The sequence below is a fragment of the Chroococcidiopsis sp. [FACHB-1243] genome (assembly GCF_014696895.1).
Lineage (GTDB): Bacteria > Cyanobacteriota > Cyanobacteriia > Cyanobacteriales > Chroococcidiopsidaceae > Chroococcidiopsis.
On sequence record NZ_JACJQX010000001.1, the window covers coordinates 240,350 to 265,685 of the forward strand.

Genomic DNA, 25,336 nt, shown 5'->3' on the forward strand with positions numbered 1-25,336 from the left:
TTTTCCTGTCTTCTGTTTTTTTGTCTTCTGTCTCCTGGCTTCTACAAAATTAGAAGGTTTCTGTACCCCAGCCAGGAGCTTTTTTGGCTGCTGTCAAAATAAAAGCTGCTAGATTTTCCACTTGTGCTTGTGTCAACCAGCTTTCAGGGACTTCGCGACACCAGTAAGTTTCCTCGCTGCCGTCGTAAGTCATTGGTTTACGCATATAAGCAACTAAACCGTTAATATTGTCCCGCGATGGCATAGCTCCTTTCAGCTTTTCCAAAGAGAGTGAAACTTCTGGAAAAGATATGGTGCTACCACCGACGTGACAAGTCTGGCAGCTTTGTGAAAAAGACTGCTTCCCTTGGGATATTTCTTCTGGTGAAAACGAACGAGTCTCGCGATCGCTCACTTCCAGTTCGATTGGCTCAGTGACATGTAAATACCGAGCCACGTAGGCATCGATCGCAGCTTGAGCAGGAGTACTTGGCAGCAGTAGCACTCCCAGGCAAACTATGAGAGAAAAAAACAGACAGCCAAACAAACGATAGATCATTGGTTCATGGTCAATGGTTAACAGTCATGAGTCATCAGTTTATGGCAAACAACACGCGACAAATGACAAACAACTTAATAATAGATTTTGCCGCCTCCCCACTTGTCACCCAAAATCTTTGGTTGCAGCAGAACATGTCCGGCGATCGCTGTTAAGTCCTCATCCCGTAAATTTCTCATCGCTGGGTAAATATCCGCACTCTTGATACTGGGATGGATTTCGGCGATTTCCTCCTCTCCGTCATAGGTAGTAGGATTTTTCATATAATCCACCAACCCTTCAATGTTGTTGCGGGATGGAGAAGCTCCGGCTAGACTTTCCGGGTCTAGCCCGACGTTTTGGTTAGTCTTGGTTACACCACCAACGTGACACTGAGCGCAGGCGTAGTTAAATAGGCGTTTGCCTTCCTGCACCTGTTTGAGGCTCAGTACCGTAGTGTCACCACTGTCATTCAGTGGCACTGTACGGATAGCTTCGCTCATCTCAACTGCGGCGGCGCTGCCAACAACTAGCCCAAATGCTAACATCACAGTCGCCATTACTAGCCCGATTAATCTTTTGAACATGGTTCTCCTAAAATTTGGACGCTCAACACAGCACTTGTTACGGTTTGCTCAATCTCTAGTTCGATTTCACTGACGATCGCTAGCCTCAGAGCTTTGCCTTTGAGACAAAATTTGACTGATAACTGCCTTAGCATCTTCCAAAGCTAGACGGGTCTGAGGATTTTTATAAGCTATTCCCAAGCGATCGCACAAAACCATGACCTCCACTGTGGGAAGGTTATAGTCCGCTGCGATTTCTGCAATGGACAAATCGGCAAAACCCATAATGAACGATTGTTTAGAAACAATTAGAGATTGAGACAGACGCTCTAATTATGTATGAATACCATGTCACTGCACAATTTGTTTCCTAAACCTGGAAGAAGAAGGGACTGAGAACTAGAGGCTAGGGGCTAGGGAAAGACTGATTTATGAATTTTATATGAAAAATTGTAAATTTACTGTTAAAAGTTTCCACTAGCAAACTCTGTGGCTAGACGAGACAGAAAACTTTGCTTCTGCCGTTATGCAGAACAGCAAAAACAAATAGCCCCTGAGTCACAGCATCTAATGTTAGTAGAATTGCGCAGCTTTAATGCACAGAAAACCCTTCGCAACCGCTTGTCAAGGTTTTTGACTTCTGTACGGGCGGATTTAGCCATAGAATTATTTGTTTTTTCGTAGATATCTTTAAAAAACCCGCCCCTACGACTTCTGACTTCGCGTGCTAGTTCTTAACTTCCAGACGCTAATTTAGCTAGAAATACTCGAACTAAGAGCTATGCCTTCTAGATGTACCAGATTTGGAGCAGTAGTAAGTGGTTGATGTAGGGCGATCGACTGAGCCAAAGTTTTCTTAAGTTGGGTACGAGGAACGATCGCATCGACGAAACCGTGTTCTAGTACGTCTTCAGCCGTTTGGAAATTATCTGGGAGTTTTTGACGCAGGGTTTGCTCGATCACCCGTCGTCCGGCAAAACCGATTGTTGCTTTTGGTTCTGCCAAGATGATGTCGCCTAACATGGCAAAACTCGCTGTGACACCACCAGTCGTTGGATTGGTTAACACTGGAATATATAGCAATTGGTCAGCGCGATGGCGTTCTAAGGCAGCGGAAATTTTTGCCATCTGCATCAAGCTGAGCATTGCCTCTTGCATTCTCGCACCACCAGAGGCACAGACAATTACTACAGGATATCGCTTCTGGGTTGCTTGTTCAATTAAACGGGTGAGCTTTTCACCTACCACCGAACCCATACTACCGCCGAGAAAGCGAAAATCCATCACGCCAAGGGCTGCTGGCAAACCGTCAATTTTACCGAAACCTGTTTGCACGGCATCATTTAAACCAGTTTTTTCTTGATATTCCCGCAAGCGATCGCTATAGGCTTTGCGATCGCGAAATTGTAGTGGATCGGCGGGACGCAAATTCTCATCAATTGGCTTCCAGGTATTGGCATCGATCAACTGGCGGATACGTTCGTTGCTATCTACCCGCATATGATGCCCGCATTCCAAACAAACCATTTGATTTGCCATCAAATCCTTGTTGTAAGCCAGAACCCCGCATTCAGGGCATTTATTCCACAATCCATCAGCAATGTCACGCTCGTGCCGTTCTTGACTAATAGAACCAGATTTGCGGCGATTGGCAAACCAGTCAAGTAAAGACATTAAACCGCGAGATTCGTCGTTAGTAGCCATGTTTATCTCGATCTTTTACCAGTTATGAAATTTGTAAACAGCGTTTATGCCCTACACTTCTAGTTTCTGTAACTTCGCTACCTTATTTTGGTTACTTTAGTTACTCTCGTGTTATTAAACTTAAACTTAGATATTCTGACATTTTTTAGTGCTAATTTACTCCTCTTCAATTGGACTCAATAACAGTAAGGCAGTCCACCGATCCTTTGCATAGACTTGCAAAGCGGCAGGACTGCCTGCACCAAAATAGCTTGTACTACCCAAATCTAATATCCGCGTCGGGATGCCATGCGCCTCTAAGATTTGTTGCATTAGCTCCGCTTCCCAACGCCAGCTCGTCGTCCTTAGCGTCATCCAGTTCACAAGATCATGTTACCAGAATCAGGGGCTAGGAGCGATCGTGAGAGCGATCGGCAGCTGAGGAGGCTAGGGGCAAGTGAGCTTTGCGTGCAGGTGAGCGATTACCAATTACCCATTACCCATTACCCATTACCAACTCCCTACATATTGGGAAACATCAACCGGAAGTAAGTCGAAAGAATGGCTTCACCAGCAAACACGGTGATGACTGCGCCGAGGGCGAGAAAGGGACCGAAAGGCATTGGTTGGCGGCGATGGAGTATCCCAAGGGCGATCGCACCTCCGCCGACAAATGCACCCAAAGCACAAGCCAGAAAACCCGATAAGAGTAAATATTTCCAGCCCAACCAAGCACCCATCATGGCAGCTAATTTCGCATCTCCTCCACCCATTGCGGTTTGTCCGAGACAGATGGAACTCACGATGATAATGGCATCAAATAACCAAATTCCCAATACAGCTCCAATCGCACCAGCCATGAGTTGATGAATTGCTCCTGCCCAAGTGCCTTGAACTAAATAACCCATAGCTAGTTGAAATATCAAACCCAGAACTAATCCCGATTGTGTTAGGGGGTTGGGCAATGTCATCGTATCTAGATCGATCAGCGATAGTGCCAGCAACCAACTGGCAAAAGCCCAATAACCGAGGGTTTGAGCTGAAATATCAAACGTCCAAAAAATTGATAGAAATAGCAGTCCCGTGACTGCTTCAATAATTGGATAGCGAATGGAAATTGGATTTCTACAGTACTTACAGCGCCCTTGCAGTAACAACCACCCTAGCACTGGTAAATTTTCTTTTCCTAGCCGATGCAAGCAATGAGGGCAGCGAGAAGGCGGATAGAGAACGGATAACCCTGCTGGTACGCGATAAACTACAACATTGATGAAGCTACCAATAGACGCTCCAAGAGCAAAAACTATAACTGCAACTGGTAGGGCAAGGAGAGTGTCCATTTATGAGGGGTAAGGAATCGGGGGTAAGGGGTAAGAGTGCAGTAAGTTCTGACTTACGACTTACGACTTACGACTTAACTTATGGGTTTTCTGCTTCGATTTGGGTGATGGGGATGAAGCGTTCTTGGGGTAACAGGATCGGTTGAGTGGAAAAGAGAACCTTACCCTGATAAGTTAATTGATTGACAACAACTCCTGATGGGCGCTTGGCATTTGAGGTGTGGGTTTCGCAGTAGTCGCGGTAAATTTGACGAGCTACTTTCAAGATTGTAGGGTCGATCAACACAGGGTAATTTAGGGGATGAGAGGGGTCTTCAGTTCTCCGCGATCCAGCATATACCACAAAATTGCTCCATCTCTATCTAAAATTATTCTTAAGTTATAGCTGGTGCATCCAGGTTTGTCACCCTTTTTAGTTGTCAGTTGTCAGTTATTAATGAAGAATCACTACCAATGACTAATGACTAATGACCAATGACAAATAACCAACTACCTGTCATCCTTTGGTTAATTCCTCAATCAGTGCTTTACCCATTGCCCGACAGCCTAGTAAATTCATATCAGGGGACATGATATCGCCCGTGCGATCGCCTCTGTCTAAAACTCTTAATACTGCTTGCTCGAGGCGATCGGCTGCCTCTGGTTGGTTTAAGCCGTAGCGTAACATCATAGCAGCACTGAGAACTTGTGCTAGAGGATTTGCTTTGTCTTGTCCGGCAATGTCGGGGGCGGAACCGTGGACGGGTTCGTAAACTCCTGCACCATTAGCACCTAGACTAGCGGAGGGTAACATCCCGATACTACCTGTCAGCATAGCTGCTTCGTCTGAGAGAATATCACCGAAAAGGTTGCCTGTAACTATTGTGTCGAATTGTTTCGGGTTGCGAACTAGCTGCATGGCAGCGTTATCGACATACATGTGGGTGAGTTCGACATCGGGATATTCTGAGGCAAGGGCAGTGATGCGATCGCGCCACAGTTGAGATACCTCCAACACGTTCGCCTTATCGACAGAACAGAGTTTGTTCCTACGTTTTTGAGCTGTTTCAAATGCAACTCGTCCAATGCGATCGATTTCTGACTCGGCGTAAGCCATCGTATTGACTCCCCGCTTTTCTCCGGTTTCGCTGGAAAAAATGCCCTTGGGTTGTCCGAAGTATATCCCCCCTGTCAGTTCTCGCACCACCATAATATCTACTCCTTCCACGACTTCTCGTTTCAGGGAAGAGGCAGCAATTAGCTGTGGCAGAATCTTGGCAGGGCGTAAATTGGCAAATAGACCTAAACCCGCCCGCAGTCCTAATAACCCCGTTTCAGGGCGCTGGTGGCGCGGTAAGTTATCCCATTTGTAACCGCCGATCGCGGCTAATAATACCGCATCGCTGTTACGACAAATCTCCAATGTTTTCTCTGGTAGGGGTTCGCCTGTAGCATCAATGGCTGCACCACCAATTAAGGCTTCTTGAAACGCAAATCCAATATTAAGTTGTTCTCCTACCAGTTTCAGCACCTCTACCGCTACTTGGATAATTTCAGGACCAATGCCATCTCCAGGTAAAAGCGCGATTCGGTATTGCTGCTGTGACATATTGGATGATTTGGATAAAGACTTATAGGGTTAACTATAGTAGCAGGGAAACGGAGCGCGAATTCGAGATTATTTCCCGCTCTAGTTGCTATCCCAGCTTGCTAAATAATAAAGCTTCTTATTAAGAAAGATCCGTTATTGATTTGCAAATATCACTTGCTCAAGCAATATAATGACCATCACCATCTCGCTGCAAGCATGGAAAGATCTGCAACGGGAAGTAAACGAGACTACTCAACACGATCCGCTCGACCCGTTGGATGTAATCTGGCAAATTCCCAAAGTAGTTGGGCATGGATGTATAAGATGGATCGAGCTGCGTCAAGGGTTAGTGTTAGAAATTACAAATTTTCGCCTGTGCGATCGCCTGATTCTCGATTGCCCCGAACTCCCAAGCCAATTAAAATTTCATTGTCATCTGTCTGGACAGCATGAGGATAAACAGACAATCGTTGGTGACAGAGAATTTGCACTTTATGGTAGCGGACTTGCACCTAAAGAATTGCTCAATGGTTCAAAGCACAAAGCTTTGGAGGTAACGGTTTTAGGAGTTACGCACTTGAAGTTTCAGACCTCGAAGATCCCTCCTAACCTCCCTTAAAAAGGGAGGAATAAAGCCCCCAATTCATCGGGGGTTGGGGGATCGACTGCGTAACTCCTGGGTTTATATGCAGCCCGAAACGCTGCGATCGTTCATCGGTAATTCAAACGGGCAACTACCTGTAGAACTTCAGCAACTCATTAGACCTAATGAGTGCGAACGCTACACCCGCGTTGCTAAGATTACACCCCTAATGGAAAGCGTAATGTGGCAAATCTTGCAGTGTCTGTTTCAGGGAATTATGAAGCGAATGTATCTGGAGAGCAAAGCACTAGAGTTAGTCAGTCTGTTTTTGGGGCAAGAAAGCGAAATTCAGCAGGTAGAACGGGCAGTTAAGCCGCCGAATGCGGGAACGTTAGAGCGCATTCAATATACTAGATACTTTTCTGGTTACTTCGGTGATGATGCAGGAACTATCCAAACTGCGCTTTTACCTGATAATCAGACATTAGAGAGAGAATATTTCTACGAACGTTCCAAGCAGAGTGACTATAGGCTTTCAACCGATGTTGTTGGTAAATTTACCACGGGTTCAATTAAACATCAGCTGTTGTTTGGCGTGGATTTGGGTAGAATAAGTGGCGAGTTTAGCGGTCAAAGTAGAGAAATCGCTCCTCGAAATTTCACGAGATGGAAACAACACTTTAAAGAAACTGCAAAGGTTTTTGGAAAAACAGAAGTAGCCAAGCAACTCTTAAATGGGTACTACCAAAGAGTTGAAAAACTAAAACAGGCATTAGGGACTTTGCACGACGAGCCAAAAAAACATGAAAGTCAGTCATTTCATGCATCATTTGTGTATGTTAGCAATGGACTGTATCTTGCTCCTCATGGCGTACTGGATGATATCGAGAAGTACCTAGTCAACACACCCTAAATCCACGCCTAAACAAAAAATTCAACTAGCTCGAACTAGCCGATCGCCCCTACAACTCCTCCTCCAGCTGCCGCAGGCGTTGGGCTAGCTGTTCTGCCCGTTGCCGTTCCGCTTCTGCTTTGCTCAAACAGCGATCGCCTTTGCAATCGAAGACGTTTTGACTTTCGTTGGCGATCGCTACCAGAAAAACTACCAGATAGTTTGCATCTTAAGGATAGTTCATAAATCAGTAGACGCAATCGTAAAGTCATAAAATAATTTTTGTAAGATATTGACATAACAATGCTTAAAAGTTACATGGCGACGATTGAAAGCGGTCAACTAAAATGGTTAACAGACGAGCCGAAACCATCATCTGCCCGTGTAATTGTGACGATTTTAGAAGATACCACGCCATCAGTAAAGCGTCGAACTCCTCCTGCTTCAATCGCAGGTAAAGGTAAAACCTTGGGTGATTTGATTAGTCCTGTGATTGAAGAACAAGACTGGGAATGTCTCAAGTAATTGTTCTAGATACTCATATTTGGATTTGGTTTGTCACCCAGGAATTTGAGCTATTTCCATCTCACTAGCGAGAGGCGATCGAAACTGCTGACCAAGTAGGTGTTTCACTTGTATCCTGCTATGAGGTCGCTTTAGCACAGCAAAGGAGACGACTAGAATTGCCTTGTAGCGTCGATCGCTGGCTTGAGGATGCTTTGGAACCAACAGGTATTACCTTGTTTCCACTGACTGCCGAAATCGCTTACCAAGCTGTTAGCTTATCACCTGTTCACAAAGACCCCTTCGATCGTTTAATTATTGCTACAGCACTAGTTTATAAAGCGAAGCTAGCCAGTATTGACGGCTTGTTTTCTCAGTATTCAGAACTCAATACACAATTGATGAGATCGACTTAAAGATTGACCTGAGCGCAAATAGTATCCCGATCTCAATAGCATGAAGTTGATACGACGATGGAAGATTAAGACTTCAAAGGGATGAACCTTTTACAATTATTGGCTCGATCGGTTGGCAGTAAATCAAGCGACATTTTCATCCAGATGGAACCAAATGCACTCAGACATAATTTCTCGCCGCATCAAGCTTTGCTTGCAACAGCGAAGGATTTTTACTTCGTTCTGCTTCTGCTATAGCTTCTGCTTCAGCGATCCGCAGATCGATTTCTTCTCAATGGTCGTAGTAAAATGCCATAGCAAAGTAGGAGATTGTTGAAAAAGTTTGTAGAATATTGGATCTCGCCGCATGAAAAATTCTGAGTTAATCTATTTATTGCAATCTGCGATAAATGCGATACAGCAGTTGTACTAGATATGTAAAATTCCAGCACCCTCCGACTTTTGACTTCTATACGGGCGGGTTTAACAGAATAATTATTTGTTGTTTCGCAGAGTTCTTCAAAAAAAACCGCCCCTACGACTTCCGACTTTTTTTGTAACAATCGGCATTTAACCCTACTGACAAAATAGATCCAAGCAAGCTAAGCTATCCGATAATGAAGTAGCGTTCATGACGCTGACTCACCCTTGTCTCCCAAACTTAGCACCCATGCTCAACGAACTGGCAATTCGCACTTGTGGGCTGACGAAACAATTTGACCGCCACATTGCGGTGAACGATGTCGATTTACAAGTTCAAGCTGGGGAAGTCTACGGCTTAATTGGACCGAACGGTGCAGGTAAAACAACGCTAATACGAATGCTAGCAGCAGCCGAGGAACCAACTAAGGGAGAAATATACATCAATGGCGATCGCTTAGTGGGCGATCGCGACAATTCTACTCTCAAACAACGCCTAGGTTATTTGCCCGACGACTTTCCTCTCTACGACGATCTCACCGTTTGGGACTATCTAGATTATTTTGCGCGGCTGTACAAGTTGAAAGAACCGCGCCGCAGTCAACGCCTGCGAGAAGTTTTAGAACTCGTCCAACTGAGTCAAAAGCGCCGCAGTTTAATTGCTACCCTGTCGCGAGGGATGAAACAGCGCCTCAGTTTGGCAAGAACAATCATCCACGAACCAATTGTATTACTATTAGACGAACCCGTTTCGGGACTCGACCCGATCGCTCGAATGCAGTTTCGGGAAATTATAAAGGTATTGCAAGAAGCGGGAATGACGATTTTGATTTCATCCCACGTTTTAAGCGACTTGGCAGAGTTATGTACTTCTGTGGGAATTATGGAGTTAGGCTTTCTGGTGGAGAGTACAACTTTAAGCCAGTTATACCAACGGCTTGCCCGCCAGCAAATTTTCTTAACAACCTTGGGAGAAATCGACAGATTAACAGCAGAATTGAAGAATCACGCCCTCGTAGCGGGATGGGAGGTGTTAGCAGGCGGACGGGTGCAGATAGATTTTACCGGAAATCAAGAAGACTGTGCGGATTTGTTGCGATCGCTAATTGCAGCTGGCGTTCCTTTATCTGAATTTCATTGTAGTCAGGAAGACTTAGAAACAATTTTCCTCAAACTAGGACACCAGCAAGCGTCTTAACTAGGGGTTAGGAGTTAGGAGTTAGGGGTTAGGGGTAAGTCAAAAGCTAAAACTCAGAAGTAACAGCTAATACATGACCAACTACCAACTACCAATTACCAATTACCAATTACCAGAATGGGAGATTTATTCTTATGAGATTAAGTTGGATAGACAAATTGGGGGATAAAAACCCTCAGTTGTTGCGGGAGATTAAAGGGAGATTTAAACCGCGCAATTTAGTTATTTCGACAGTTATTTCTTTACTGGGACAATTTTTCTTATTTCGCATATTTCAAGCAAAATTACCATCGGCTAGTCAAGGTTGGTCAATCCCAACTCGTCATCCTTTATGTACTGGCGAACAGTGGGAATATTCTATACCTGAATGTCTCACAGATGCTGCGGGAAATCTTTTGATTAATTGGCAGATGTGGTGGTGGGATGTATTTTACACTGTCAGTAAGTTTGGTGTTTTTGCCCTCATTTTAGCAGGGACTTACACGCTGATTAGTGACTTAGCTAATGAAGAACGTCGAGACACACTCAATTTTATTCGCCTCAGCCCTCAATCAGCTAAAAGTATTTTAATTGGCAAACTATTGGGTGTACCAAGCTTACTGTACATTGTAGTAGCTTTAGCTGTACCACTGCATTTAATCGCCGGGATTGGGGCGCACGTTCCTCTAAGTTTAATTTTCAGCTTTTACGGACTAGTAATTGCTAGCTGTATTTTCTTTTTTAGTGCGGCTTTACTATTTGGTTTAGGGAGTGCTTGGCTAGGTGGATTTCAAGCATGGTTAGGTAGCGGTGCAGCATTTGTGTGTCTATTTATTGCCACTGCTAAACCTGTACTTCATACACCGTCAGACTGGCTAAATTTGTTTTCACCATTTCTGATTTTTGAGCAAATCGCTAAGGCAACTGAATTAGAAAACTATAGCTTGTCGCTGCTTAGCACGGCAGATTTAGAATTATTCTATCTGCCTATAGGCGATGCATTGTGGGCAACGTTGGGTTTGGCAGTTCTCAACTTTGGCGTAGGAACGTATTGGATTTGGCAAGCTTTGCAGCGTCGTTTTCATAATCCTAGCAAAACCATTTTTAGCAAGAGCCAAAGTTATTTGATGGTGGCAAGTTTGGAGGCGATCTTAGTTGCATTTGCTGCTACAACACCTAAATATCGATATTCAACCAATCTCGGGCATAACTTTCAAGAATTGCTTGTCTACAACTTGGTATTGTTTATCTGTTTGATTGTAACTCTTACACCACAGCGTCAAACCTTACAAGATTGGGCAAGATATCGACGGGAAAGAGTTAGCAATCGTCAAAAGTTCTTGAGTTCTTCGCTAGTAAAAGATTTGACCTGGGGAGAAAAAAGCCCAGCTATACTGGCGATCGCATTGAACTTAGCTATTGCTGCTACAACTCTAACTCTCTGGATTGTCTTTATCTTACAACCGATTGACAAACAGCCTGCTTTCTTGAGTATGGTTATTGGTGGTAATTTATTACTGATCTGTGCTGCGATCGCCCAACTTTTAACATTTATGCGGGCGCAAAAGCAAGGTTTGTGGATTGCTGGGGCTTTGGGTGCAGTCATTTTATTACCCACAGCCATTCTCACCGTGCTATCAATCGCACCACAACAAATTCCTGGGTTATGGTTGTTTACTCCTTTTGCTTGGTTTGCGTTAGAAAAAGCCAGCAATACAACCATCTTTTTGGCACTATTAGGACAGTGGAGTGCAGTCACTCTCTGTACGATTCGCATGACGCGCCAGATCCAACGTGCGGGTGAATCGAGTACTAAAGCTTTAATGAGCGATCGCCCTTCTTTACCTATAGCATAAGTAAGATTTTAGCTAGAATAAATCCCATCCTAGTTCGAGCAATTAGGGTGGGATTTCTATTTAGTTTGTATATCATTTAAGCTGTTGAAACTTTTCTAAAGCTGCAACCATAGTGGGGGGCCAACGGCGAATCTTTGTGACCCAGTTCATGTCTTTATAACGCGGATCTAAGCCTACAGCAGCAACCCAGTTACTTTCTGCTTCTCCTCTGTTTCCCTGTTCCCAAAGCGTAGCAGTCAAAGCAGCGCGAACATCGGCAAATTGAGGGTATTTGCGAATAATATTTCGCAGTTCGCGCAAGGCTTTATCTTTTTGACCATCTTGATATAAAGCTAAGGCATAATTGGCACGGGCAAAAGCAAAATTAGGGGCTGTATCAGCAGATTTTTTGTAATCGGCGATCGCCTTTTCCCATTGTCCCAAACCTGCTTCGGCATTACCGCGATTGTTGTATGCCATCGCATCGTTAGGATCGATTTCTAAAATATGATTATAGTCAGCGATCGCTTCTTCCCATTTTCCCAATCCCTCTAAAGCCGCACCGCGATTTAAGAAAGGATCGGTCACGCCTGGGGCAAGTTCGATCGCTTTGTTATAATCAACGATCGCTTCATTTAATTTGTTTTGACTAACTCTAGAATTGCCTCGGTTACTCCAAGCTGCCGCATTGGTGGGAAATTCTTCGATAATTTGCGTCCAATAAGATTCAGCTTTGGGAAAGTCACCTTTTTCCGTTAGCACGAAAGCTTCGTTCGCCAATTTCTCTAGATTTTGTAACTGTTCTGCACTCAGATTTGGCGGCGGTGATTGCTGGGCAACAGCTGGTTCTACCCACCCTACTATAAATAGCGCACTGAGTAAAAGTGTCAGCACGCAGACGCGCAGATTGGCACTGACAAATTCAATCTTGTCCGTATTGAAGCGCGTCCAACTGGGGTTGTAAATCATAAATCTGACCGCGACAGTAACGATAGTTGTTCGTTGGGTGGTTTCAAACCTAAATGCTTGTATGCCGCAGGAGTGGCGACGCGACCTCTAGGAGTCCGTTGTAAGTAACCGATTTGCATCAGATAAGGTTCGTAGACTTCCTCAATTGTTTGGATATCTTCACCCGTCGCCGCTGCTAGGGTTTCAATCCCCACGGGTCCACCATTAAATTGTTCGATCGTCACGCTCAGCATTTTTCGGTCTGTCCAATCTAGACCGCAAGGGTCTACCTGATATAATTCTAGAGCTGTTGCGGCTACATTTTGCGTAATTGTACCTGCTGCCTTGACTTCGGCATAGTCTCGCACTCGTTTCAGCAGGCGGTTGGCAATACGTGGCGTACCTCGCGATCGCTTGGCAAGTTCCAACGCCCCGTCATCGCTAATTGGTGTTTGCAATAACTCAGCCGTCCGCAACACAATTTTACGCAACTCTTCTGGTTCGTAGAACCGCAACCGCTGCACCGAACCAAAGCGATCGCGTAATGGCGAAGATAGCGCCCCGGCGCGGGTTGTCGCTCCTACCAAAGTATATTTAGGTAGCGTAATACTGCGAGTTTTGGCACTTGCTCCTTTACCGATCGTAATATCCAGACGATAATCTTCCATCGCTGGATACAAAATTTCCTCTGCCATCCGCGACAGGCGATGAATCTCATCAATAAATAGAATATCTCCTGGTTTGAGACTCACCAGCAGACCCATAATATCTCTAGGTCTTTCTAAAGCTGGGGCGCTGGTAATCTTGCAGTCTACTCCCATTTCTCCCGCCAAAATTAGCGCCATCGTAGTTTTACCCAATCCAGGCGGACCATATAACAATAAATGATCTAAAGTTTCTCCTCTTGCTTTAGCAGCTTGAATCGAAATTGTTAGCACCTCCTTCAAGTCTTTTTGCCCGATGTAATCGGCAAAGGTATGGGGGCGCAAGCTTTGTTCTTGTTTGCCTTGTTCCTCCACAGTTGCCTGCGGTTGCAACAAATCCTCTGCTACAGGTTGAGACTTACTCTGACGCTGTTTTGCAGGCTTAGAGGGTTCTGACGGTTGTTTAGAAGAAATAATTGCCATGATCTAGGGAGTGGAGAAGTGGGGAGTGAGGGGACAAGGGGGACAAGGGGGACAAGGGAGAGTAATAAAAAATGACCAATTACCAATTACCAATTACCAATTACCAATTACCAATTACCAACATTTATGTATAATCTCTTGAGTTATTCGGATGCAGAACAATGCTAGCTAAAAGGATATTACCTTGCTTGGATGTGAAGGCGGGGCGAGTAGTCAAGGGTGTAAATTTTGTCAACTTACAAGATGCAGGCGATCCGGTGGAGTTGGCTAAAGTTTATAACGAAGCTGGGGCAGATGAGCTAGTGTTTCTGGATATTACTGCTACTCACGAAGACCGTGACATTATTTTTGATGTAGTTTATCGCACTGCCGAGCAAGTGTTCATTCCTCTGACTGTCGGTGGGGGCATCCAATCCTTAGAACAAATTAAAAATTTGTTAAGAGCGGGTGCAGATAAAGTCAGTATCAATTCCGCCGCAGTCAAAGACCCAGACCTAATTAATCGTGCCAGCGATCGCTTTGGCAATCAGTGTATAGTAGTGGCTATTGATGCACGGCGACGGCAGGATGTCAACAATCCTGGTTGGGACGTTTACGTTCGTGGTGGACGGGAAAACACTGGCATCGATGCTCTGCAATGGGCGCAGGAAGTTGCCCAACGAGGTGCTGGGGAGTTGTTGGTAACGAGTATGGATGCCGATGGCACTCAAGCAGGGTATGACATAGAATTAACTGGCGCGATCGCCTCATCTGTAGAAATCCCAGTTATCGCCTCTGGTGGTGCGGGAAACTGCGAGCATATCTACACTGCTTTGACTGAGGGTAGAGCGGAAGCTGCTTTGTTAGCCTCGCTACTGCATTACGGTCAACTTAGTGTAGGGCAAATTAAATCTTATTTGGGCGATCGCAATTGTCCCATCCGGCTTAATTAGATCTAATTGGTATTATAAATTTGCCAAATTTCTGTAGCAAGAAAAACTTAACCTCTAATTAAGACCAGGTTCCTGAGAATTAGTTAAGATATATGAAATATGTTTTAAAATATCTTAAAAAATGCTGACAGTTATTCTCATTTTTGACGTAGCTTTAGTAGCTTGGTCGCTGCACCTGATGGAAGAGGCGTTTGCGAAGAAGGAATTTTCGATGATGCTGGCAGGGGTGTTAGTGGCAGCTAGTGCCGCAGCCATGTTAGTTGTCTACTTTTTGATGGGAAACTGCATGAGCTACTTAGCACGCGGATATTAATGCTTAAAATGATTGAATAGTGCGGATTGACAGCAAAGAGAGATTTAAGGCATAATAGAAAACGCATTTGTGCGGGGTTATAGCTCAGTTGGTAGAGCACCTCAATGGCATTGAGGGGGTCAGCGGTTCGAATCCGCTTAGCTCCACTTAAAGAAAATTAATGAAAGAAAGTTATCGAGACGATTACTGGCACACGACAGCAGTACCGCTGACTGCCACCATCAACATACTACCGCCATTGCCAACACCTATGGTTTCGTAATCGATGTCGATGCCAATTACCGCATTAGCACCGAGAGCTGTTGCTTGCTGAATCATCTCGCGCATAGCAGTATCTTTCGCTTCTCTGAGCGATCGCTCGTAACCTGCCGAGCGACCACCAACAATATCCCGAATGCCGGCAAAGAAATCGCGAAAAATATTTGCTCCTAGAATCGCTTCGCCACTAACAATACCGAGATGCTGCACGACGCGCTGGTCGCCAACTAAGCTAGCTGTAGTTAAAATCATATGACTCCTTTAATAATATAGTTGTATAAGATTTGTCGGTGTTTCGTGTCCTCTTGACTACAGGTGGCTATACAATTCAATGTGAGTATGGGGGATATTAGGAAACGCTCGGCAAATGACTGACTCTTCTCGTCGCCAATCTACTGACAGCACTTCAAGCTCTGAAGCTGAGGCACTGACTGAGCTAGAAAGTCTGTTGGATCGATCGCAAGACACCCATCTCACTGCTGCTGAAGTAGAAGTCTTAGCTCAACTGCGTCAGATAGTATTGGAGCAGCAGCCACAGACACCAACAGCGCGATCGCAACCACCGCCCCAAAAGAATTTTACTACCGAAGAGGAAGCGATCGCCGAATTACGGGATTTACTTTTCGGTCCCGAACTCCAAGCAAAACTCGATAAATCGCAACTCCGAGTCGAAGATGTGAGTCGGGTTTTGCCAGAGGCGATTATTCTCAGGTCAATGCAGGATGACCAACTGACTCAAGCCGCCGTCCCAACTGTAGAACAAGCAATTCAAACCTCTGTTAGAAGAGACTTGAATACGCTGTCCGATGCTTTGTTTCCCATCATCGGACCTGCTAGCCGCAAAGCTGCAATGGCAGCACTGAAAACTTTTGTTGCCACCTTTAATCAAGCACTCGACCATAGCTTAACCCCAAGAAGTTTTCTCTGGCGCTTAGAAGCAATGCAAACTGGTAAGTCTTTTGCCGAAGTTGTCTTGCTACGAACGCTAGTTTATCGGGTAGAAGAAGTTTTTTTGATTCATCGTCACACTGGACTGTTGTTACATAGCTTGGCAGTAGATCCGGCTGCTACACAAGATGCAGATCTGGTTGCAGCTATGTTAAAAGCAATTCAAGATTTCGTGCAAGATTCGTTTAAGGTTAAGCAACAAGATCGATTGGACGCGCTAGAATTTGGCGAATTGACGATTTGGATCGAGCAAGGTCCCCAAGCAATTTTAGCAGGCATAATTCGCGGTAATGCACCTAAAGAATTAAGAGAAAACTTTCAAGCTACTCTAGAAACAATTCACAAAAAATTTCACAAGCTACTTTTGAATTTTCGCGGCGACGATACTCCATTTGAAGCTAGTCAATCTTATTTAGAGAATTGCCTTCAATCCCAGTATCAAACAACTTCAGATAAACCTTCACCGCTTTTATTATTATTGATAAGCGGAATCTTGTGTACGCTGGGATGGTGGAGTTTTATGTCTTTTCAAGCTCGACAAAAGTGGCAGGCATATTTAAATATATTAAACTCGCAAGCAGGAATAGTTGTCGTTAGTGCTGACAGTCATTTTGGCAAATACTATATATCGGGATTGCGCGATCCGTTGGCTGCTGAACCCATTCAATTAATCTCAGATGCAGAGATCGACCCTAAAAATGTTGTCAGTCGTTGGCAACCTTACATCTCCCTAGAGCCGCAATTTGTTACGAAAAGAGCGGAAAAATTATTACAGCCACCAAATACCACGAGTTTGAAAGTCGATCGCAACGGCGTTCTTTATATGACTGGTACTGCACCGCGACAGTGGATTGCTCAAGCCAAAAAAGTTGCGCCTAATCTGCCTGGAGTGACGCAGTTACAGACAGAGGATCTGACTGCAATTGAACTCCAAGAATTACTCAAAACTAAAACGGAATTAGAACGAGAAATTCTCTTATTTGTTAACGATAGTTCGGAACTTTTACCGAATCAGCAACAGAAATTAGAAAAGATCGTTGCAGCTATTCAAAAACTCGCAAAGATAGCTCCACTTATGAATAAGAATGTACGCATTGAAATTAAAGGACATTCAGATAGCGATGGTTCAACCGAGCATAATATGTATCTCAGTCAAGCTAGAGCAAAGCAAATTTCATCAGCCTTGGTTTCGCGAGGAGTAAGATCGTCCGATTTAACGACAATTGGTGTAGGAGCGCAAGAACCTTGGCAACAAAAAGCTAGCCAAAACAATCGAGAAATGAATCGTCGCGTTTCTTTTAAGGTATTTTTAACGGATGCACCCTAGAAAAAATTTGCTGTTTGAGATATGATTCAAAAAAAAATATGTATGGTCGGTGCGTTTGCTACGGGAAAAACGAGTTTAGTATCGCAATTCGTTAAAACTATTTACTCAGAAGTATACCATTCTACCGTAGGAGTGAAAATTGATAAGAAACTAGTTAAACTTGGCGATAGAGAGGTCAATCTAATTCTGTGGGATATCCACGGCGAAGACGAGTTTCAGAAATTGCAGATGTCTTATTTAAGAGGTGCATCTGGTTATTTTTTAGTCGTAGATGGAACCCGTCGTTATACTTTAGATAAAGCCTTATCTTTACAACAAAGGGTAGAAGAAACTATTGGCAAAGTTCCTTTTATATTGATATTGAATAAATCAGATTTAACAGGTGATTGGGAAATAGAGGATTCAGTAGTGGATAGTCTTTTACAGAAAAACTGGACGGCGATCGAGACTAGTGCTAAAACGGCTACAGGTGTAGAAGAAGCCTTCGCCAAACTCACACAACAAATGCTGGAGGCAATGGATGTCTCACCTCCCTAGATCCATAGCCAAGTACTTTCAAGAGTCAATTTTTGCAAGTCGTTGTCCGGCTTACTTTTTAGTGCAGGATGGCTGTTTAGTGAGCTGGGGAGGTCAATTATCATTGTATGGATTGCATCATCTCGAACGAGGAGAAATTGTTGAAAAAAAGATATTATTTTTAGCGGGGTTACTACCCTTGCAGAATTTGCCGACGATCTTACCTTGCATAAAAATGGAGTCGGGAGTTGCTGCCGAGGTTCATATTTTTTCTACAGATGAAGGTGACTGGATACTATTACTGGATGCAAGTCGATACGAACATCAATACAGCATCCTTCAGCAACAAGGCAACGATTTGAGTTTAATTCGCCAACATCACTCTCGCTTGTTAGAACAAAGCCTACACGATCGCGTTGCAGCCAACTTATCGCAGGAATTAGTAGCGGTATTAGAGAAAGGCGATCGCCGAGATGTGACTGTTGTATTAGCTAAGATTTGCAGCCTCAACTCCTCGATTGAAGATTACCCACCAGCAGAAGCGATCGCCACTCTCAACTCATACATTTCCACGATCGTGCAGCCGTTACTAGATCGAGGTGGAATAGTAAGTAAAGGTTTTGGAGATGCTGTGACAAGTTTGTTTGGCATACTTCCGGTGACTGGTTCGCCTGCGGTGCGTGCGATTGAAGCAGCGATCCGAGTTGTAGAAATAGTACGAGAGATGAGTCAGGTGCGGCAAGTCGATAAATGCATTGCATTTAGTGTCGGCATCAGTATTGTTTCTGGTTCCCTGATTGTGGGTATTACTGGTAGTCAAAATCAAAAAACTTTGATTGCTGTTGGCGATCGCATGGCAATTGTAGAACAGCTAGGATTTCAAGCAACTCCTAACGCGATCGCGATCGATCGCAATACATACGATCGTATCGGTGAGATGCAAACTCGCTTCAGCAGAAGTCATACTATATTTAAAGGCATTGCTAGCGAACCAATACCTATCTTTACGTTTTTAGTAGCATGAGCGAGGAAAGCATCATAGATGAGCTATTTGCGGCACTAAATGTCGTTGTTCTAGAACGATTGGAGTATGATTCATTCAAGCTCATCGGTACTGCACCTATCTGGTTCGTACAATTTTATGGAGATACTGACTTACAACAACAGTTGATGCCGGGACATAAATTTCCCGTACTCGATAATTTTTTGATCGACGCAGAAGCCTTTTGGCAGAAACATCAATCGGGAAGAATTAAATCTGGACTGTGGACGGAAACTGACTTATCAGGACAAGAATTTTATTTAGAGGCTTCAGCAGTTTGTCTAAATGAGAAAAAAATATTATTAATTGCTTCTAATTATAAAGAGCATCAGTTTTTACTCCAAAAAGCCAGAGAAAATAGTTTAAATTACTACAATTTGTTAAAAGAAATTCAAAAAAAAGAAGTATTAATTCATTGTATCGTTCACGATCTAGCCGGACAGTTAACGGGAATCAAGTATTGTTTCGAGCTACTCTCACTCCAAAACCTCAATTCTAAAGCGCAAGAATACTTAAATATTGGTAAAAAGCAGTGTCAAAAACAAGAGACATTAATTCGAGAAATTTTAGATGCTTTTGCAGCTGAAATTGAGATTTTGGAAGGGGTGGGAAACGATTCACAACAAGCACCAGATGCGCTAGCTTGCGTTTTAGAAGTTGTGAATGCTTTATCACCAGTTTTCTTTCTCAATCAGATCGATTTACGGCTACAAATCGATGTTGATAAAACCAGAGAATGGAAAGTTGTAGGAGAAAAGTCACGTCTGGAGCGAACGATAACGAATTTGGTAGAAAACGCCTACAGGCACAGTCCACCAAACTCTGCGGTGACAATTGAGATCGCAGAAGAGGGAGATTTCATGACGATCGCAGTTGACGATATGGGTTCTGGCATAGAACCAGAAATCGCTACAACTTTATTTCAAAAGTTTTCCCAAGGCAAAAATAGACCGGGAAGAATTGGCTTAGGGCTATATTTCTGTAGAATTACAGTAGAGCAATGGGGTGGAAGTATCGGCTATAAAACCAATTCTCAAGGGGGAGCGCAGTTCTGGTTTCGCTTACCGAAAATACTAAGCGAATAGAGTTCGCAGCAACACAAACGAAACCTACTTCCGCAGGTTCAATATCATTAAATTGTCTCAGTCCGCGCAGGCGAACTTTGCCTATGTAGACGCGGATTTCATTCGCCCAAACTTAGTTTAATAGCAGTTTTCAAGCGGGTAAAATACACGAGCTGTAGGGGCGCACAGCTGTGCGCCCCTACAAATGTCACTATAAAATCTGAACTGCAAGAAGTTTTATAAAAAACATAATAGTCTCTCCTCAATATGATTGAAAAGAAAGACTGTTAGATCGAATTTTTGAAAATAAAGCAAGGTTGGTAGAGCAACCCCCCTGAAAAAGGGAGGTTTGAGAGATCTAGTAACCGATGAGATGTAATACGTCGCGTAGAACGCTAAAACCTGCTAAGTCCCAAATTAAATAGGCAAGAAATCCAATCATTGCCAAACGTCCGTTCCATAGCTCGGCTTGAGGATTCAACCCAAAGATGAATGCGTTTCTGTCTACGCCATTGTACGCTTTAGCAACTGGTGGTACATCTGTAGCTGGACGAGTTTCACGAGTTTCCATTTTTTTGCTCCTAATCGAATAAGCCGCTTCACATATCTTTAATTTAAAGGAGAATTTAATTCTTGCTTTCTGTCTAGAGGTACAAACTAGCAGCACTTCTCTAGGACTAATATAAAGTGAATTTTTCAGGAGGAATTCTATCAATAGACGGTGTAAATCGCGATGAAGCGATCGCTTGGTATTGTTAACAACTTGTAATTAGTATCTTGACGTACATAAACGCTGCTAAATACATTTACTCGCCTCAGAAGTAAATCTGAATTCATCCCACTACAGGCAGAGCTTTCAGACTTGGGGTGGATGTTTGACGCTGTTAAATGCAGCATTTTTAAGCTACGGGGTTAAATAGTATTTTTAGCTCCTAAATTTCCTCCTCACATTGTATTTAGACGCTCAGCACAGCACAAAAGAAGGAAAAACCATGTTTCAGAATCCAGAAATTTTACTGGGACTATATAAACCTTTCTCCTGGCTGGCACAGTTAACTCCACCAGATGGGGGTGTGACGACACCAGCAGAGGCAGCGTTTGTATTTTCGGGTCCGAGATTTTTTGTTGCTTTAATATCAGGAGTGATTCTTGCCTTTGCCGTACAACTTGTATTAACAAACCTCTCTGTGGCTGCTGGGATTTCCTATTTAGGACGGCAATCAGACTCAGATTCAGGTAGCAGCGAATCTGGGAGTGTGGGAGGAACGATCCGTAAAATTGGTACGGCAGTGGGTATTTGGACGTTAATAACTGTCAGCATTGCTTTATTCATCGCTAGCTTTCTTGCCGTTAGTTTAAGCCTGCTGAGCGTAGATGTAGGACTGGGAGCAGTTCTCGGTCTAGTGATCTGGGGAGCTTACTTTTTACTGCTGGTGTGGGTTAGTTCCACCACAGTCGGTTCCTTGGTTGGTTCCGTCGTGAATACGGCAACCTCGGGTTTTCAAGCAATTATGGGAACGGCTACCGCTGCTATGGGAGCAAAAGCTGTCAATCAGCAAGTCGTACAGACAGCAGAAGCGGCAGCTGCGGCAGTACGGCGAGAATTAGGTAGCGCGATCGACCCGACGACAATTCGTGAGAACTTGGAAGATTATATAGACATGCTGCGTCCGCCAGAGATGGATACGACAAAGATTAGAAGAGAATTTGAGACAATTTTACGCGATCCGCAACTGGCAGATCTTGCCGGAACCGATGACTTGCGAAATATCGATCGCCAAAAGTTTATCGATCTCGTCAGCAGCCGTACCGATTTATCAAAACGCGAAGTCAATAAAATTGCCGATCAGTTAGAAAGCGTCTGGCGGGATGTGGTCGGAAAACAACAACCGAAACGCGATCGCATGGATGAGTTGATCGAATACCTCAAGTCCGTGCAGCCCGGACAAACCAGGACGGACGAGTTGAACGCCAAGATCGATCGACTCACAGAAGAAATGCGATCGTCTAAGCAAGCCGATCAAAGACAGGCAGACCAAGCCGACAAAGCCACCGCAGGTCCAGTACAGCAAACGCTGCAAACGGGAATCAACACCCTGATGGGAATGGTGATGGGACGTGCCGATCTATCAGATTTAGATGTTGAGAAGATCTTGCGATCGCTCCTCACGGCAAGAGATAAAGTCACCGAGGGAGTAGATAAGGTTGCCACTCAAACAGGAATGAAATCTGCTGAAGTTCCCTACACGACCATTAGGGCGGATGTAGAAAACTACCTGCTCAACACTTATACTTGGCAGTTAAGTCAAGACAGGATGGATCGGGAATTTCGCGACATTCTCTACGATCCGGCAGCCGATCCACAAGCAGTCAGGCAACAGATCGAGCAACTTTCTCGCAACGATTTTGCCCGATTGCTGCAACAGAAGGGAATGCTGACCCAAGCTCAAATTCAAACTATAGCCGATCGCTTGGAACTGATTCGTCAAGATGTCTTGACTACAGTGAGAGGTATTGAAGAAAGGGAAGCCGTCCAAGAACTCCAGCACCGTGTAGAGAGTTATCTACTGACAACGAGTAAAGCAGACTTAACTCCAGAAGGAATTGAGCGTAACTTCAAACCGTTATTAGAAGACTCGGATGTCGATTACGAAACTCTTGGTTTGCGTCTAGCTAGGTGGGATCGGGACTCGTTGCGACAAGTGCTATTGCAACGTAACGATATTACCCCAGAAGAGATAGAGCCAATTTTAGATCGGTTGGAGGCACAGCGCGAAAAAGTCTTAGTTGAGTCTAAAGGACTGGCAGACCAGGCAAAATATCAAGCTGAAACCCTGTGGCTGAACTTGGAATCTTACCTGCGCAACACTGGCAGAGATGAATTGAATCCCTACGCAATTGAGGCTGAACTGAAGACTTTACTAGAAGATCCGCAAGCGGGGATGGCAGCACTAAGGGCGCGGTTGTCTCGCTTCGATCGCGAAACCCTGGTACAACTGTTAAATCAGCGCCAAGACTTGAGCGAAGAACAGATCAACCAAGTTATTAACCAAGTTGAGGGGTCTTGGCACAACGTGCGGGTTGCACCGCAAGTTTTGATGGGTAAAGCGAAGGAACAATACGACTCGGTGACGAATGCGATCGCCGATTACCTACGCAACACTGGTAGAGAAGAGTTGAATCCAGAAGGAATTCAGCGCGACTTTCAGCGTTTGTTTGCCAATCCGAAAGAGGGATCGGCTGCCCTCAGAAGGCGCTTGTCTCACGTAGATCGAGAAACCCTGGTGAAGTTATTGAGCCAGCGGCGCGATTTGAGCGAGGAGCAAGTCAACCAAATTGTCGATCAAATGCAAACTTCGATTCGGGATATTATCAAAGCGCCCCGTCGTCTGGCGACTCGTACGCAACAAAGAGTTCAGAGTTTCCAAACTTATTTGGAAGAGTATTTACGTCATACAGGTAAAGACGAACTCAATCCAGAAGGCATTAAGCGGGATTTGTCTTTGTTGTTACGCGATCCGAAAGTGGGAATTGAGAGTTTGAGCGATCGCTTGTCTCACTTCGATCGCGAGACGTTAATTGACTTGTTGAAGATGCGGGGTGATATGTCTGATGCGGAAGCAGCAGAAGTTGTCGATCGGGTATTAGCTGTACGCGATAATTTTGTCGATCAGGTACGAGCAATTCAACGGCGGATTCAAGATGCGATCGACAGCGTATTCGATCGCATTCGCAGCTACCTCAATTCACTCGATCGCCCAGAGTTAAATTACGACAGCATTCAGCGGGATATGCGTAAGTTATTTGACGATCCGCAAGCTGGGTTTGATGCTTTGCGCGGACGGCTATCTTCGTTTAATCGAGATACTTATGTAGCGATTTTGAGTTCTCGCGAGGATATTTCTGAGGCGGATGCGAATCGAATTATCGATCGCATTGAGTCGGCGCGTAACAACGTGTTGCAAAGAGCAGAACGCATTCAGCACGAAGCACAGAAGCGATTGGAGCAAGTGAAAGAACAGGCAGAAAAGCAAGCGGAAGAGACGCGCAAGGCGGCGGCTTCAGCTGCTTGGTGGTTGTTTGGTACGGCAACAGTTTCGGCATTCTTTGCTGCTTTAGCGGGTGCGATCGCTGTAGCGATTTAATAGCTTAGGTTAGGTTGAGCCTCTCACTCCGGTGAGGGGTTTTTTTATCAGTGCTGAAGGCACGAGTCTTGAGTAAACCACAGATCTGTAGGGGCGCTTTCTCTGTGCGCCCCTACAAATGTCACGCACGCAATCGAGAATTGCTATGAAATGGAGTAAAAAGATTAGTCTTCAGACAGTAAGAGCAACTTATTTAAAACATGCTTGATATTGATCTCCGATACATCTGACACGAACAAAGGTTTTTCTATATTGTTATAGTCTCTTTGAATAGAGCAAGAATAAGTTGGATCGTAGTGAAACAGGAGTAGTTCTTTAACGATATCTTCTCTTTTTCCAGCATCGATTAACTGAAACCAATAGTTTAATTTTTGTTTCCCATGTCTAGATTTTAATTTTTCTAGTTTGGTTTTTAAAAACTCAGAGTGAGTTTCTAAATAGGGATATTCTCTTAAAAGAAATGCAACTCTACTATCTATAGGTAGCTGAATTTCTATACACTGAGATTGCTTCATTTTCTGCCATAGAGGTAGAGGTAAATAAATTTTTCCAATTTTGTTACTTTCTGATTCTATCCATACAACTCGATCGCGATTGAATTTACGTAATTGCTGTAAGAGCAATGATTCAAAGTACTTCTGTGAAGGTTGAGGAGTCGGTTGTAGCTGCCATTCTTCACCAAGTAAAGAACCGCGATGGTTGGCGATCGCCTCTAAATCTAAAACTTGGATGCCGCGTTGTTGTAACCTACGTAAAATCAGAGTTTTACCGCTACCCGTAAAACCGCATAAGACTTTATAGGTAAATTGGGTTGGGAGTTGTTCTAACTGTTGCCGCACGTAGGCGCGATAAGTTTTATACCCACCTTCTAAGACGCTAACTCGCCAACCAATTTGTGCTAGCACCGCAGCCATACTATTAGAACGTTGTCCGCCGCGCCAGCAATAGACTAACGGACGGTAATCTTTGCCTTTATCTGCAAAATGCTGTTGGAGATGCTGAGAAATATTTTTAGCTACTAGTGCTGCACCAATTTTACGCGCCTTGAAAGGATTGATTTGTTTATAAATCGTCCCCACTTCAGCACGTTCGGTATCATCTAGTACTGGAAGATTGATAGCACTAGGGATGCGATCCTCTGCATATTCGCTCGGGGAACGAACATCAATAATTTCGCTGTAGGTTTCTGTCCAGGGTTGCTGGGTATAAATCGGAGAAGGTGGCATTCCAGTCA

The 25,336-nt window shown here is 44.2% G+C and carries 27 protein-coding genes, 1 tRNA gene and 1 pseudogene; 15 read left to right on the forward strand and 14 right to left on the reverse strand.

The annotated features are described in order from the left end of the window. Positions 1 to 49: 49 nt before the first annotated feature. From psbV2 to H6G17_RS01080, 5 genes are all read right to left on the reverse strand, one after another. Positions 50 to 538 carry a photosystem II cytochrome PsbV2 gene (psbV2, locus tag H6G17_RS01060; RefSeq protein ID WP_192153517.1) on the reverse strand — a complete coding sequence of 163 codons (489 nt, stop codon included), beginning with the start codon at positions 536 to 538 and terminating at the stop codon, positions 50 to 52. A 74-nt stretch (positions 539 to 612) separates the two neighbouring features. Further along, positions 613 to 1,104, reverse strand: coding sequence for a photosystem II cytochrome c-550 (psbV, locus tag H6G17_RS01065; RefSeq protein ID WP_015152540.1), 492 nt, complete (start codon positions 1,102 to 1,104; stop codon positions 613 to 615). 66 nt (positions 1,105 to 1,170) lie between these two features. Next, positions 1,171 to 1,368 carry a translation initiation factor IF-2 gene (locus H6G17_RS01070; RefSeq protein ID WP_192153518.1) on the reverse strand — a complete coding sequence of 66 codons (198 nt, stop codon included), beginning with the start codon at positions 1,366 to 1,368 and terminating at the stop codon, positions 1,171 to 1,173. Positions 1,369 to 1,836: 468 nt separating this feature from the next. Beyond that, positions 1,837 to 2,787: an acetyl-CoA carboxylase, carboxyltransferase subunit beta gene (accD, locus tag H6G17_RS01075; RefSeq protein WP_192153519.1), complete on the reverse strand. Its 951-nt coding sequence runs from the start codon at positions 2,785 to 2,787 to the stop codon at positions 1,837 to 1,839. Positions 2,788 to 2,943: 156 nt separating this feature from the next. Beyond that, positions 2,944 to 3,150: a DUF2007 domain-containing protein gene (locus H6G17_RS01080; protein ID WP_192153520.1), complete on the reverse strand. Its 207-nt coding sequence runs from the start codon at positions 3,148 to 3,150 to the stop codon at positions 2,944 to 2,946. A gap of 6 nt (positions 3,151 to 3,156) precedes the next feature. On the opposite strand from H6G17_RS01080, the gene H6G17_RS01085 reads away from it, so the two are divergent. Next, positions 3,157 to 3,318 (forward strand): hypothetical protein, encoded by a 162-nt coding sequence (locus H6G17_RS01085; RefSeq protein ID WP_192153521.1) that lies wholly within the window; start codon positions 3,157 to 3,159, stop codon positions 3,316 to 3,318. Here the strand turns inward: H6G17_RS01085 and H6G17_RS01090 are convergent. From H6G17_RS01090 to leuB, 3 genes are all read right to left on the reverse strand, one after another. Next, complete coding sequence (locus H6G17_RS01090; protein ID WP_192153522.1) at positions 3,288 to 4,106, reverse strand: A24 family peptidase; 819 nt, start codon at positions 4,104 to 4,106, stop codon at positions 3,288 to 3,290. The genes H6G17_RS01085 and H6G17_RS01090 overlap by 31 nt on opposite strands. Before the next feature lie 79 nt (positions 4,107 to 4,185). Further along, positions 4,186 to 4,449: a hypothetical protein gene (locus H6G17_RS01095; protein WP_192153523.1), complete on the reverse strand. Its 264-nt coding sequence runs from the start codon at positions 4,447 to 4,449 to the stop codon at positions 4,186 to 4,188. Between the two features lie 153 nt (positions 4,450 to 4,602). Continuing rightward, a complete protein-coding gene (leuB, locus tag H6G17_RS01100; RefSeq protein ID WP_192153524.1) occupies positions 4,603 to 5,694 on the reverse strand; it encodes a 3-isopropylmalate dehydrogenase in 1,092 nt (363 codons plus the stop codon). Positions 5,695 to 5,866: 172 nt separating this feature from the next. On the opposite strand from leuB, the gene H6G17_RS01105 reads away from it, so the two are divergent. Beyond that, positions 5,867 to 6,295, forward strand: coding sequence for a hypothetical protein (locus H6G17_RS01105; RefSeq protein WP_192153525.1), 429 nt, complete (start codon positions 5,867 to 5,869; stop codon positions 6,293 to 6,295). A gap of 67 nt (positions 6,296 to 6,362) precedes the next feature. Further along, positions 6,363 to 7,172 carry a hypothetical protein gene (locus H6G17_RS01110; protein ID WP_192153596.1) on the forward strand — a complete coding sequence of 270 codons (810 nt, stop codon included), beginning with the start codon at positions 6,363 to 6,365 and terminating at the stop codon, positions 7,170 to 7,172. Positions 7,173 to 7,207: 35 nt separating this feature from the next. Here H6G17_RS01110 and H6G17_RS01115 read toward each other — a convergent pair whose 3' ends face one another. Next, positions 7,208 to 7,423, reverse strand: a complete 216-nt coding sequence (locus H6G17_RS01115) for a hypothetical protein (RefSeq protein ID WP_192153526.1) — start codon at positions 7,421 to 7,423, stop codon at positions 7,208 to 7,210. 31 nt (positions 7,424 to 7,454) lie between these two features. Between H6G17_RS01115 and H6G17_RS01120 the strand changes: the two genes are divergently transcribed. The 4 genes and pseudogenes from H6G17_RS01120 to H6G17_RS01135 all read left to right on the forward strand — a co-directional run bounded on the left by H6G17_RS01120 (position 7,455) and on the right by H6G17_RS01135 (position 11,503). Beyond that, positions 7,455 to 7,676 (forward strand): hypothetical protein, encoded by a 222-nt coding sequence (locus tag H6G17_RS01120; RefSeq protein ID WP_192153527.1) that lies wholly within the window; start codon positions 7,455 to 7,457, stop codon positions 7,674 to 7,676. Next, a pseudogene (locus tag H6G17_RS01125) lies at positions 7,664 to 8,071 on the forward strand (PIN domain-containing protein). Before H6G17_RS01120 ends, H6G17_RS01125 begins: the two are co-directional and overlap by 13 nt. Positions 8,072 to 8,720: 649 nt before the next feature. Continuing rightward, the gene (locus H6G17_RS01130) at positions 8,721 to 9,668 is read left to right on the forward strand and encodes an ABC transporter ATP-binding protein (RefSeq protein WP_192153589.1); all 948 of its coding nucleotides are present in this window, start codon (positions 8,721 to 8,723) and stop codon (positions 9,666 to 9,668) included. 134 nt (positions 9,669 to 9,802) lie between these two features. Then, positions 9,803 to 11,503 (forward strand): ABC transporter permease, encoded by a 1,701-nt coding sequence (locus H6G17_RS01135; protein WP_192153528.1) that lies wholly within the window; start codon positions 9,803 to 9,805, stop codon positions 11,501 to 11,503. Between the two features lie 72 nt (positions 11,504 to 11,575). Here the strand turns inward: H6G17_RS01135 and H6G17_RS01140 are convergent, their stop codons facing one another. Continuing rightward, the gene (locus tag H6G17_RS01140; protein WP_199316292.1) at positions 11,576 to 12,451 is read right to left on the reverse strand and encodes a tetratricopeptide repeat protein; all 876 of its coding nucleotides are present in this window, start codon (positions 12,449 to 12,451) and stop codon (positions 11,576 to 11,578) included. Further along, positions 12,448 to 13,557, reverse strand: coding sequence for a Holliday junction branch migration DNA helicase RuvB (gene ruvB, locus H6G17_RS01145; protein ID WP_192153529.1), 1,110 nt, complete (start codon positions 13,555 to 13,557; stop codon positions 12,448 to 12,450). Before ruvB ends, H6G17_RS01140 begins: the two co-directional genes overlap by 4 nt. Before the next feature lie 161 nt (positions 13,558 to 13,718). On the opposite strand from ruvB, the gene hisF reads away from it, so the two are divergent. The 3 genes from hisF (at position 13,719) to H6G17_RS01160 (ending at position 14,948) form a co-directional block, all read left to right on the forward strand. Continuing rightward, on the forward strand, positions 13,719 to 14,489 hold the full coding sequence (gene hisF / locus H6G17_RS01150; RefSeq protein ID WP_192153530.1) for an imidazole glycerol phosphate synthase subunit HisF: 771 nt from the start codon (positions 13,719 to 13,721) through the stop codon (positions 14,487 to 14,489). Between the two features lie 121 nt (positions 14,490 to 14,610). Beyond that, positions 14,611 to 14,802, forward strand: a complete 192-nt coding sequence (locus tag H6G17_RS01155) for a hypothetical protein (RefSeq protein WP_015152522.1) — start codon at positions 14,611 to 14,613, stop codon at positions 14,800 to 14,802. Positions 14,803 to 14,875: 73 nt separating this feature from the next. After that, positions 14,876 to 14,948, forward strand: a tRNA-Ala gene (locus H6G17_RS01160). 37 nt (positions 14,949 to 14,985) lie between these two features. On the opposite strand, the gene H6G17_RS01165 is transcribed toward H6G17_RS01160, so the two are convergent. Continuing rightward, entirely contained in the window at positions 14,986 to 15,312 is a 327-nt protein-coding gene (locus tag H6G17_RS01165) for a heavy metal-binding domain-containing protein (protein WP_192153531.1), read from the reverse strand. Positions 15,313 to 15,427: 115 nt separating this feature from the next. Here H6G17_RS01165 and H6G17_RS01170 point away from each other — a divergent pair, with 115 nt between their 5' ends. Genes H6G17_RS01170 through H6G17_RS01185 form a run of 4 tightly spaced genes read left to right on the forward strand, consistent with a single transcriptional unit; the run spans position 15,428 to position 19,978 of the window. Then, positions 15,428 to 17,335 (forward strand): OmpA family protein, encoded by a 1,908-nt coding sequence (locus H6G17_RS01170; protein ID WP_192153532.1) that lies wholly within the window; start codon positions 15,428 to 15,430, stop codon positions 17,333 to 17,335. Positions 17,336 to 17,356: 21 nt separating this feature from the next. Continuing rightward, complete coding sequence (locus H6G17_RS01175; protein ID WP_192153533.1) at positions 17,357 to 17,872, forward strand: Rab family GTPase; 516 nt, start codon at positions 17,357 to 17,359, stop codon at positions 17,870 to 17,872. Beyond that, the gene (locus tag H6G17_RS01180) at positions 17,856 to 18,875 is read left to right on the forward strand and encodes an adenylate/guanylate cyclase domain-containing protein (protein ID WP_192153534.1); all 1,020 of its coding nucleotides are present in this window, start codon (positions 17,856 to 17,858) and stop codon (positions 18,873 to 18,875) included. Before H6G17_RS01175 ends, H6G17_RS01180 begins: the two co-directional genes overlap by 17 nt. Beyond that, positions 18,872 to 19,978, forward strand: a complete 1,107-nt coding sequence (locus H6G17_RS01185; RefSeq protein WP_192153535.1) for a HAMP domain-containing sensor histidine kinase — start codon at positions 18,872 to 18,874, stop codon at positions 19,976 to 19,978. Before H6G17_RS01180 ends, H6G17_RS01185 begins: the two co-directional genes overlap by 4 nt. A gap of 337 nt (positions 19,979 to 20,315) precedes the next feature. Here H6G17_RS01185 and H6G17_RS01190 read toward each other — a convergent pair whose 3' ends face one another. Beyond that, positions 20,316 to 20,528: a chlorophyll a/b-binding protein gene (locus H6G17_RS01190; RefSeq protein ID WP_015152516.1), complete on the reverse strand. Its 213-nt coding sequence runs from the start codon at positions 20,526 to 20,528 to the stop codon at positions 20,316 to 20,318. A 421-nt stretch (positions 20,529 to 20,949) separates the two neighbouring features. Between H6G17_RS01190 and H6G17_RS01195 the strand changes: the two genes are divergently transcribed. Beyond that, positions 20,950 to 24,102: an MFS transporter gene (locus tag H6G17_RS01195; RefSeq protein WP_192153536.1), complete on the forward strand. Its 3,153-nt coding sequence runs from the start codon at positions 20,950 to 20,952 to the stop codon at positions 24,100 to 24,102. A gap of 164 nt (positions 24,103 to 24,266) precedes the next feature. Here the strand turns inward: H6G17_RS01195 and mnmH are convergent, their stop codons facing one another. Next, positions 24,267 to 25,328 (reverse strand): tRNA 2-selenouridine(34) synthase MnmH, encoded by a 1,062-nt coding sequence (mnmH, locus tag H6G17_RS01200; protein ID WP_192153591.1) that lies wholly within the window; start codon positions 25,326 to 25,328, stop codon positions 24,267 to 24,269. Positions 25,329 to 25,336 lie beyond the last annotated feature (8 nt).

Coding starts and splice junctions, on each gene's coding strand:
- psbV2 (WP_192153517.1), bottom strand. CDS start 538: ATGATCTATCGTTTGTTTGGCTGTCTGTTTTTTTCTCTCATAGTTTGC.
- psbV (WP_015152540.1), bottom strand. CDS start 1,104: ATGTTCAAAAGATTAATCGGGCTAGTAATGGCGACTGTGATGTTAGCA.
- H6G17_RS01070 (WP_192153518.1), bottom strand. CDS start 1,368: ATGGGTTTTGCCGATTTGTCCATTGCAGAAATCGCAGCGGACTATAAC.
- accD (WP_192153519.1), bottom strand. CDS start 2,787: ATGGCTACTAACGACGAATCTCGCGGTTTAATGTCTTTACTTGACTGG.
- H6G17_RS01085 (WP_192153521.1), top strand. CDS start 3,157: ATGTTACCAGAATCAGGGGCTAGGAGCGATCGTGAGAGCGATCGGCAG.
- H6G17_RS01090 (WP_192153522.1), bottom strand. CDS start 4,106: ATGGACACTCTCCTTGCCCTACCAGTTGCAGTTATAGTTTTTGCTCTT.
- leuB (WP_192153524.1), bottom strand. CDS start 5,694: ATGTCACAGCAGCAATACCGAATCGCGCTTTTACCTGGAGATGGCATT.
- H6G17_RS01105 (WP_192153525.1), top strand. CDS start 5,867: ATGACCATCACCATCTCGCTGCAAGCATGGAAAGATCTGCAACGGGAA.
- H6G17_RS01110 (WP_192153596.1), top strand. CDS start 6,363: ATGCAGCCCGAAACGCTGCGATCGTTCATCGGTAATTCAAACGGGCAA.
- H6G17_RS01115 (WP_192153526.1), bottom strand. CDS start 7,423: ATGACTTTACGATTGCGTCTACTGATTTATGAACTATCCTTAAGATGC.
- H6G17_RS01120 (WP_192153527.1), top strand. CDS start 7,455: ATGCTTAAAAGTTACATGGCGACGATTGAAAGCGGTCAACTAAAATGG.
- H6G17_RS01130 (WP_192153589.1), top strand. CDS start 8,721: ATGCTCAACGAACTGGCAATTCGCACTTGTGGGCTGACGAAACAATTT.
- H6G17_RS01135 (WP_192153528.1), top strand. CDS start 9,803: ATGAGATTAAGTTGGATAGACAAATTGGGGGATAAAAACCCTCAGTTG.
- H6G17_RS01140 (WP_199316292.1), bottom strand. CDS start 12,451: ATGATTTACAACCCCAGTTGGACGCGCTTCAATACGGACAAGATTGAA.
- ruvB (WP_192153529.1), bottom strand. CDS start 13,557: ATGGCAATTATTTCTTCTAAACAACCGTCAGAACCCTCTAAGCCTGCA.
- hisF (WP_192153530.1), top strand. CDS start 13,719: ATGCTAGCTAAAAGGATATTACCTTGCTTGGATGTGAAGGCGGGGCGA.
- H6G17_RS01155 (WP_015152522.1), top strand. CDS start 14,611: ATGCTGACAGTTATTCTCATTTTTGACGTAGCTTTAGTAGCTTGGTCG.
- H6G17_RS01165 (WP_192153531.1), bottom strand. CDS start 15,312: ATGATTTTAACTACAGCTAGCTTAGTTGGCGACCAGCGCGTCGTGCAG.
- H6G17_RS01170 (WP_192153532.1), top strand. CDS start 15,428: ATGACTGACTCTTCTCGTCGCCAATCTACTGACAGCACTTCAAGCTCT.
- H6G17_RS01175 (WP_192153533.1), top strand. CDS start 17,357: ATGATTCAAAAAAAAATATGTATGGTCGGTGCGTTTGCTACGGGAAAA.
- H6G17_RS01180 (WP_192153534.1), top strand. CDS start 17,856: ATGTCTCACCTCCCTAGATCCATAGCCAAGTACTTTCAAGAGTCAATT.
- H6G17_RS01185 (WP_192153535.1), top strand. CDS start 18,872: ATGAGCGAGGAAAGCATCATAGATGAGCTATTTGCGGCACTAAATGTC.
- H6G17_RS01190 (WP_015152516.1), bottom strand. CDS start 20,528: ATGGAAACTCGTGAAACTCGTCCAGCTACAGATGTACCACCAGTTGCT.
- H6G17_RS01195 (WP_192153536.1), top strand. CDS start 20,950: ATGTTTCAGAATCCAGAAATTTTACTGGGACTATATAAACCTTTCTCC.
- mnmH (WP_192153591.1), bottom strand. CDS start 25,328: ATGCCACCTTCTCCGATTTATACCCAGCAACCCTGGACAGAAACCTAC.